Annotated in this window: 8 protein-coding genes; 5 read left to right on the plus strand and 3 right to left on the minus strand. The window is 71.6% G+C overall.

Translation table 11 applies throughout. From position 1 onward, the window contains the following. The coding region (locus QMK28_RS33440; RefSeq protein ID WP_326443454.1) for a hypothetical protein at positions 1-237 on the minus strand (237 nt) is incomplete at its 3' end. Between the two features lie 340 nt (positions 238-577). Here QMK28_RS33440 and QMK28_RS33445 point away from each other — a divergent pair. Further along, positions 578-1846 carry an exo-beta-N-acetylmuramidase NamZ family protein gene (locus QMK28_RS33445; RefSeq protein ID WP_326443455.1) on the plus strand — a complete coding sequence of 423 codons (1269 nt, stop codon included), beginning with the start codon at positions 578-580 and terminating at the stop codon, positions 1844-1846. Here QMK28_RS33445 and QMK28_RS34490 read toward each other — a convergent pair. Both QMK28_RS34490 and QMK28_RS33450 read right to left on the minus strand, forming a co-directional pair. Continuing rightward, entirely contained in the window at positions 1837-2010 is a 174-nt protein-coding gene (locus tag QMK28_RS34490) for a CAP domain-containing protein (protein WP_443050907.1), read from the minus strand. The genes QMK28_RS33445 and QMK28_RS34490 overlap by 10 nt on opposite strands. Further along, positions 2007-2540, minus strand: coding sequence for a TerD family protein (locus QMK28_RS33450; RefSeq protein ID WP_326443456.1), 534 nt, complete (start codon positions 2538-2540; stop codon positions 2007-2009). The genes QMK28_RS34490 and QMK28_RS33450 overlap by 4 nt, the downstream gene beginning before the upstream one ends. A gap of 279 nt (positions 2541-2819) precedes the next feature. Between QMK28_RS33450 and QMK28_RS33455 the strand changes: the two genes are divergently transcribed. The 4 genes from QMK28_RS33455 to QMK28_RS33470 all read left to right on the plus strand — a co-directional run. Further along, the gene (locus QMK28_RS33455; RefSeq protein WP_326443457.1) at positions 2820-3650 is read left to right on the plus strand and encodes an LLM class F420-dependent oxidoreductase; all 831 of its coding nucleotides are present in this window, start codon (positions 2820-2822) and stop codon (positions 3648-3650) included. 39 nt (positions 3651-3689) lie between these two features. Next, positions 3690-4121 carry a TIGR03668 family PPOX class F420-dependent oxidoreductase gene (locus tag QMK28_RS33460; RefSeq protein WP_326443458.1) on the plus strand — a complete coding sequence of 144 codons (432 nt, stop codon included), beginning with the start codon at positions 3690-3692 and terminating at the stop codon, positions 4119-4121. A 542-nt stretch (positions 4122-4663) separates the two neighbouring features. Continuing rightward, positions 4664-4867, plus strand: coding sequence for a cold-shock protein (locus QMK28_RS33465; RefSeq protein ID WP_069775160.1), 204 nt, complete (start codon positions 4664-4666; stop codon positions 4865-4867). A gap of 400 nt (positions 4868-5267) precedes the next feature. Continuing rightward, positions 5268-6276 (plus strand): DEAD/DEAH box helicase (locus QMK28_RS33470; protein ID WP_326443459.1); only part of this gene is annotated, 1009 nt, incomplete at its 3' end.

Genomic DNA, 6276 nt, shown 5'->3' on the forward strand with positions numbered 1-6276 from the left:
CCGCCCCTCCGGCCCCGCCCCCTCGCGTCGCGTCGGCGGCTGCCGGCCGGTGTGGGACTGGTCGAGGCGGGACCGGGCAGCGCGGAACCGCCGGAGGTGGGGTGGGGCGAGGTGGGCCGCGCAGCGCGGGGACCGGGCGGTCGCCTCGATGCGCCCCGGCCGGTCGCCGTCCGGGGCCCCGGCCGCCCCCTCGACCGTGGGCCCCAGGGCCACCCCGTTCGGCTGCGTGCGCAGCAAACGCGCACTGCCCGGCGTGCCTCCGACGCGCCCCGCCTGGTCGCAGCCAGGCGCCCCGCCGCTCCTCGATCGTCGGGCCCCAGGGTCGCGCCCATTCGGCTGCGCGCGGAGCAAACGCGCACCCGCACCGCCGGCGCGCCTCCGACGCGCCCCGACTGGTCGCCGCCTGGCGCCCCGCCGCCCGTCGGGCCCCAGGGTCGCCCCGTTCGGCTGCGCGCGCCGCCGACCCCGCACGGCCCGGCGCACCTCCGGCCCGCCCGCCGCCCAAGGCGCCCGTTTCCGGCGACCCGCCCGCGCGGTTCGCAGGGCATAAGTGCTAAATAAGCTATTTTGCGGACTTATGACAGTAACTCGAAGAACATTGCTGGCCGCTGCCACAGCAGCGAGCACGGCAGGGACGCTCGGAGTGGCCCAAGCCGCGACGCCGACCCCCACGCCGACCGCGAAGGTCCCCGCGCGCTCAGGGTTCGATCGGCTCGCGGCCGACGGCTACCGGCTGTTGGAGGGGCAGCGCGTCGGTGTCCTCACCAACATGAGCGGCATCACCTCGGATGCCCGCGGCATCGTTGACGTGATGCACGCAGACGACCGGGTCGACCTGACGGCGATCTTCACCGGCGAGCACGGCTACCGGGGCACCCCGCAAGCGGGCCTCTCGGAAGGCGACACGGTCGACGCTGCGACCGGTATCCCGGTCTTCGACACCTACCTCAAGAGCGGGCGGCCGCTCGCGGAGGTCATCACCAAGTCGAAGGTCGACACGGTCGTCTACGACTTCCAGGACGCCGGCGCCCGCTTCTACACCTGCATCTGGACGCTGTACGACTGCATGGTGGCGACCGCGATGGCGGGCAAGCGCTTCGTGGTGCTGGACCGGCCGAACCCGGTGACCGGACGGCAGGCGCTGGGCCCGGTCCTGAAGTGGAAGTACGCCTCGTTCGTGGGCCGCGCGCCGATCGCCCAGGCGCACGGGATGACGACCGGCGAGCTGGCCGCGCTCTACAACGGCGAGTTCCTGACCCGCGCGGCCGGCCGCAAGGTGGAGCTGGAGGTGGTGCCGGTCTCGGGCTGGCGGCGTCACGAATTCTTCGACGCGACCGGCATGCCGTGGGTGCCGCCGAGCCCGAACATGGCGACCGCCGACACCGCGCTGGTCTACTCGGGCACCTGCCTCTTCGAGGGCACCAACCTGTCGGAGGGCCGCGGCACGGTCCATCCCTTCGAGATGCTCGGCGCGGTGGGCATCGACGGCCGCTGGGCGGAGGCGGCCAACGCGCTGGGACTGCCCGGGGTGAACTTCCGCGAGGCGTACTTCATCCCCACGTTCCACAAGTTCCAGGGGAAGACGGTCGGCGGCCTGCAGATTCACGTCCACGACCGGGCGGCCTTCGACCCGGTCCGTACCGGCGTCGGTCTGCTGGTCAGCGCGAAGCGCAGCTGGCGGGACTTCGCGTGGCGCAAGGACCACTTCGTCGACAAGCTGGCCGGTTCCTCCCGGCTCCGCACCATGATCGACGCGGGGGCGAACACCGACGAGATCGTCGCTGACTGGCAGGACGAGCTCGCGGCCTTCGGCGCGGTACGCCGTCGGTACCTGCGCTACAGCTGACGAGCGCGCCGCGCGGGTCCGTACGGCCGACGGGCGGGAGCCTGCGGGGACAGGCCGAAGAGCTGTGTCCAGTAGGTTCCCGTCCGGCCGCCGCCGAGGAAGCCGATCCCTATATGGGTGAAGTCGGGTTTGAGGATGTTGGCCCGGTGGCCCGGTCCGATCAGCCTGCCGCGGGGCGGGTACCAGGGGTGCGACGAGCTTGGCGGGCGGCGCGTCGTCCGCCAAGCTCGACACCGAAGTCGCGGGCCACCCCCGCCAGGCCGTCCGCGTACCCCTGCCCGAGGGCCCGCACCTTCCAACCGGCCCCGCGCCGGTAGATCTCCGCGAGCAGCAGCACGGTCTCGTGCGTCGGGCGCGGCGGGGTGAACCGGGCGAGCAGCCGCCCGCCCGGCCCGCTGACGCTCAGTGTGGGAGCGGGCAGCCCGCCGAGCGCCCGGCTCGGATCGGCGGCGCTGATGACCACGGTGATACGGCTCGCACCCGCCCGCAGGCGACGCGGGTCAAGCGTGACGGTGCCGGCGTGCAGGCGGGCGCCGGGCACCGACGGCTGGTTGAAGAAGACGAAGTCGCCGTCGCCGTCGACCTTGCCCTCATCGCCGGTGATGAGGACCGAGAGGTCGAACGGCCCCGGCACCAGGATCGAGAGCGCGCCGTCCGGCAGCGGCAGGTTTCCGCCAGGAACCAAGTCATTCATCGGCACCGCCGTCCGGAGTCACTCGCCCGTCGCGTTCCGCCGGGCGTCACCCGGACAACGCCTCGCGGGGAGCCGAGGGTTCTTGCACCGCCCTCCTCGACCGGGTGACCGGGTGAGTGAGCCGCGCGGGCGCGGGCCGACGCGGCGGGTCCGTGATGAGCTGGCCCGGGTTGGGTACACAGCAGGCTGTCGGGCGAAAGCTCATCCGTCACTCGAACGACAGTCTCCGGACCGTCGATCCATCCGTCACCGCGTCCGTCACCACACCCGAGGAGTCACATGAAGTTCGGGATCTCGACCTTCATCACCGACGAGGGCATCCGCCCGGCCGCGCTGGGCCGGGCCGTCGAAGAGCGCGGATTCGACATGCTGCTCATCGCCGAGCACACCCACATTCCCGTCGAGCGCAGGACTCCCTACCCCGGCGGCGGCGAGCTGCCCGGGATGTACTACCGCACCCTCGACCCGTTCGTCGCACTGAGCGCCGCCGCCTCGGTAACCGAGCGGCTGATGCTGGGCACCGGTATCGCCCTGGTGGCGCAGCGGGACCCGATCATCACCGCGAAGGAGGTCGCCTCGCTCGACCTCGTCTCCGACGGCCGCGCCGTCTTCGGCATCGGGGTCGGCTGGAACCGCGAGGAGATGGAGAACCACGGCACCGACGCCTCCACCCGCGGCCGGCTCGTCGATGAGCGGCTGCGGGCCATCCGGAAGCTGTGGAGCGAGGAGAGGGCCGAGTTCCACGGCGAGTTCGTGAACTTCGATCCGGTCTACTCCTGGCCCAAGCCCGTACAACGGCCGCACCTGCCGATCTACGTCGGCGGTGGCCAGGCCGCCTTCCCCCGCGTCGCGGAGTTCGGCGACGCCTGGCTCGCGAACGGCGTGCCGCCGGACGACCTCGGCCCGCAGATCTCCCGGATGCGCGAGCTGGCGGGCCGCGACGTGGCGGTGACGGTGTACGCGGCATCCGACGATCCGAAGGACATCGAGGGCTACGCCGGCATCGGCGTGGAGCGGGTCCTCTTCTACCTGCCGACGCAGCCGGAGGCTGAGACGACTGCGTACCTGGACCGGCTCGCAGCCGTCGCCGCCGGGTTCACCGGGCACTGAGGAGAGAGCGGCGAGGAGTCAGGAAGACGGGGTGCGGCGATGCCGGATCTGACGAGCGCGCAAGCGCGGGAGCGGTTCGCGGGGTCCCGCGTGGCCCGGCTCGCCACCGCCGACGCCGCCGGGCGCCCGCATCTGGTGCCGGTCGTCTTCGCGCTGGACGGGGAGACGCTGGTACTGGCCGTCGACCACAAGGCGAAGCGCACGCTGCGCTTGAAGCGCCTCGCCAACATCGCGGTCAACCCCGCCGTCTGCCTCCTCGCCGACGCCTACGAGGAGGACTGGGACCAGCTCTGGTGGGCGCGCGCCGACGGCCGCGCCCGCGAGCTGCCGCCCGCGCACGACTCCGCCACCTCCGCGAGGCGGGTGGCCCTGCTCTCGGAGAAATACCACCGTCAGTACGAGGGCAGGCCGCCGAGCGGGCCCGTGGTCGAGGTCGCCGTCAGCCGCTGGAGCGGCTGGCGAGCCACCTGAACCGGGCCGTACGGACGGTCCCGCTTCGGCGGCCGGTCCGCAGACGGCGGTGCGACGGGGGTGGGGCGGCGAGTGGGCCCGTCCCACCCGCCCTCGGTCCGCAGAAGCGCTCAGCGAGTGACCTTCGCCGTCGCAACGCCGGTTTCCGCGCCCCGCCAGGGGGTGCCACAGGGCGAACTCCCCTTGCGCGGAAGGCTGTCCCGGACGGCAGTCGCTTTGCATGTTCCCGTCAAACGCAATCCTCTTGTGCCGATAGGAGGGGAATACTTATCGCCGCGACTACAGAAATCACTCTCGCGCCCGGTAAGAGTTTCTGGCCCATGGAAGAAGTCACCAGGGATCGGCACCATGTCCGGCCGCATCGTGCTACTGTCGAGACCAGTTGCAGTTGTGGTTCCCATAAACTTCAAGTGCCCCCGCCGGTTCGTACCGGCAGGAGCGCTTTTGTATTTCCGGTGCTGTTTTCCGGACGGGGCAATCATCGCGGCGACGCGGGGCTCGCACACGGCGGCCCCCGGCACTGCCCCAATAGGAGATTTAACATGGCTACTGGCACCGTGAAGTGGTTCAACGCGGAAAAGGGCTTCGGCTTCATCGAGCAGGACGGCGGCGGCGCTGACGTCTTCGCGCACTACTCCAACATCGCCGCCCAGGGCTTCCGTGAGCTGCAGGAGGGCCAGAAGGTGAACTTCGACGTCACGCAGGGCCAGAAGGGCCCGCAGGCCGAGAACATCGTTCCCGCCTGACGCTGAAGCGTTCAACGTAGTCGGGGCCCGCACCTGAGGGTGCGGGCCCCGGCTCGTTGGTTTTGAATCGATCACTGTACGACAGGACCGGTTCACGCGGTGCGAGACCAAGTCCGCACCGCCGTCTTACCGCACGGCGGATAGCGACGAGCCGCCGATGGCCAGGCGGGACACAGGTGTCCGCGCCCCGGCCCGGATGGACCGGCATTCCAGCCGTTTTCGGCGGATGCCAACCCATCTCGATGTGCCGGCCAGGCTATTAACGCTCCGCTCCGCTCCGCCCAGCCCCACGTTCGGCCGGGCTTCGTTTTCGTTTTCTCCGGCCCGTTCTTGCGATTCTTTGTGCGGCAGTCTGCTGCTGAGAGTTCCTCGATACGCGCCGCATCGAGGAAGGTTCCGCATGAACCGCACACCCCGCACCAATGACCGTTACTCCCGCGCGCCCCGTGCCGGCGGCTCGACCGGCGGCGGTGGCCGTCCCCGCTCGCAGGCCCCGAACCGCTCCGGCTCGTCCGGCCGGCGCCCGTCCGCCCCGCAGGGCGAGTTCGCGCTTCCGGTCACCATCACCCCGGCGCTGCCCGCCGTCGAGGCCTTCGCGGACCTCGACATGCCCGCCGCGCTGCTGGCGTCACTGACCAGCCAGGGCATGAGCGTGCCGTTCCCGATCCAGTCCGCCACGCTGCCGAACTCGCTGGCCGGCCGGGACGTCCTGGGCCGCGGTCGCACCGGCTCCGGCAAGACCCTCGCCTTCGGCCTGGCGCTGCTGGCCCGCACCGCCGGCCTCGGCCGGCGCGCCGAGCCCCGGCAGCCGCTCGCGCTGGTCCTCGTCCCGACCCGGGAGCTGGCCCAGCAGGTCACCGACGCGCTCACCCCGTACGCCCGCTCGCTGGGCCTGCGGCTGACCACGGTGGTCGGCGGCATGTCGATCGGCCGGCAGTCCAGCGCCCTGCGCACTGGCTCCGAGGTCGTCGTCGCCACGCCGGGCCGGCTCAAGGACCTGATCGAACGCCGTGACTGCCGCCTGGACCACGTGGGCATCACCGTGCTGGACGAGGCCGACCAGATGGCCGACATGGGCTTCATGCCCCAGGTCACCGAGCTGCTCCAGCAGGTACGGCCGGGCGGACAGCGGATGCTGTTCTCCGCCACGCTGGACCGCAACGTCGACCAGCTCGTGCGCCGCTTCCTGAACGACCCGGTCGTCCACTCGGTCGACCCGTCGGCCGGCGCGGTCACCACGATGGAGCACCACGTGCTGCACGTGCACGGCGCCGACAAGCACGCCACCACCACCGAGATCGCGGCCCGCGAAGGCCGGGTGCTCATGTTCCTCGACACCAAGCACGCCGTCGACCGGCTGACCAAGGACCTGCTGGCCAGCGGCGTCCGCGCGGCGGCACTGCACGGCG

The organism is Streptomyces sp. H27-D2 (assembly GCF_035828615.1).
GTDB lineage: Bacteria > Actinomycetota > Actinomycetes > Streptomycetales > Streptomycetaceae > Streptomyces.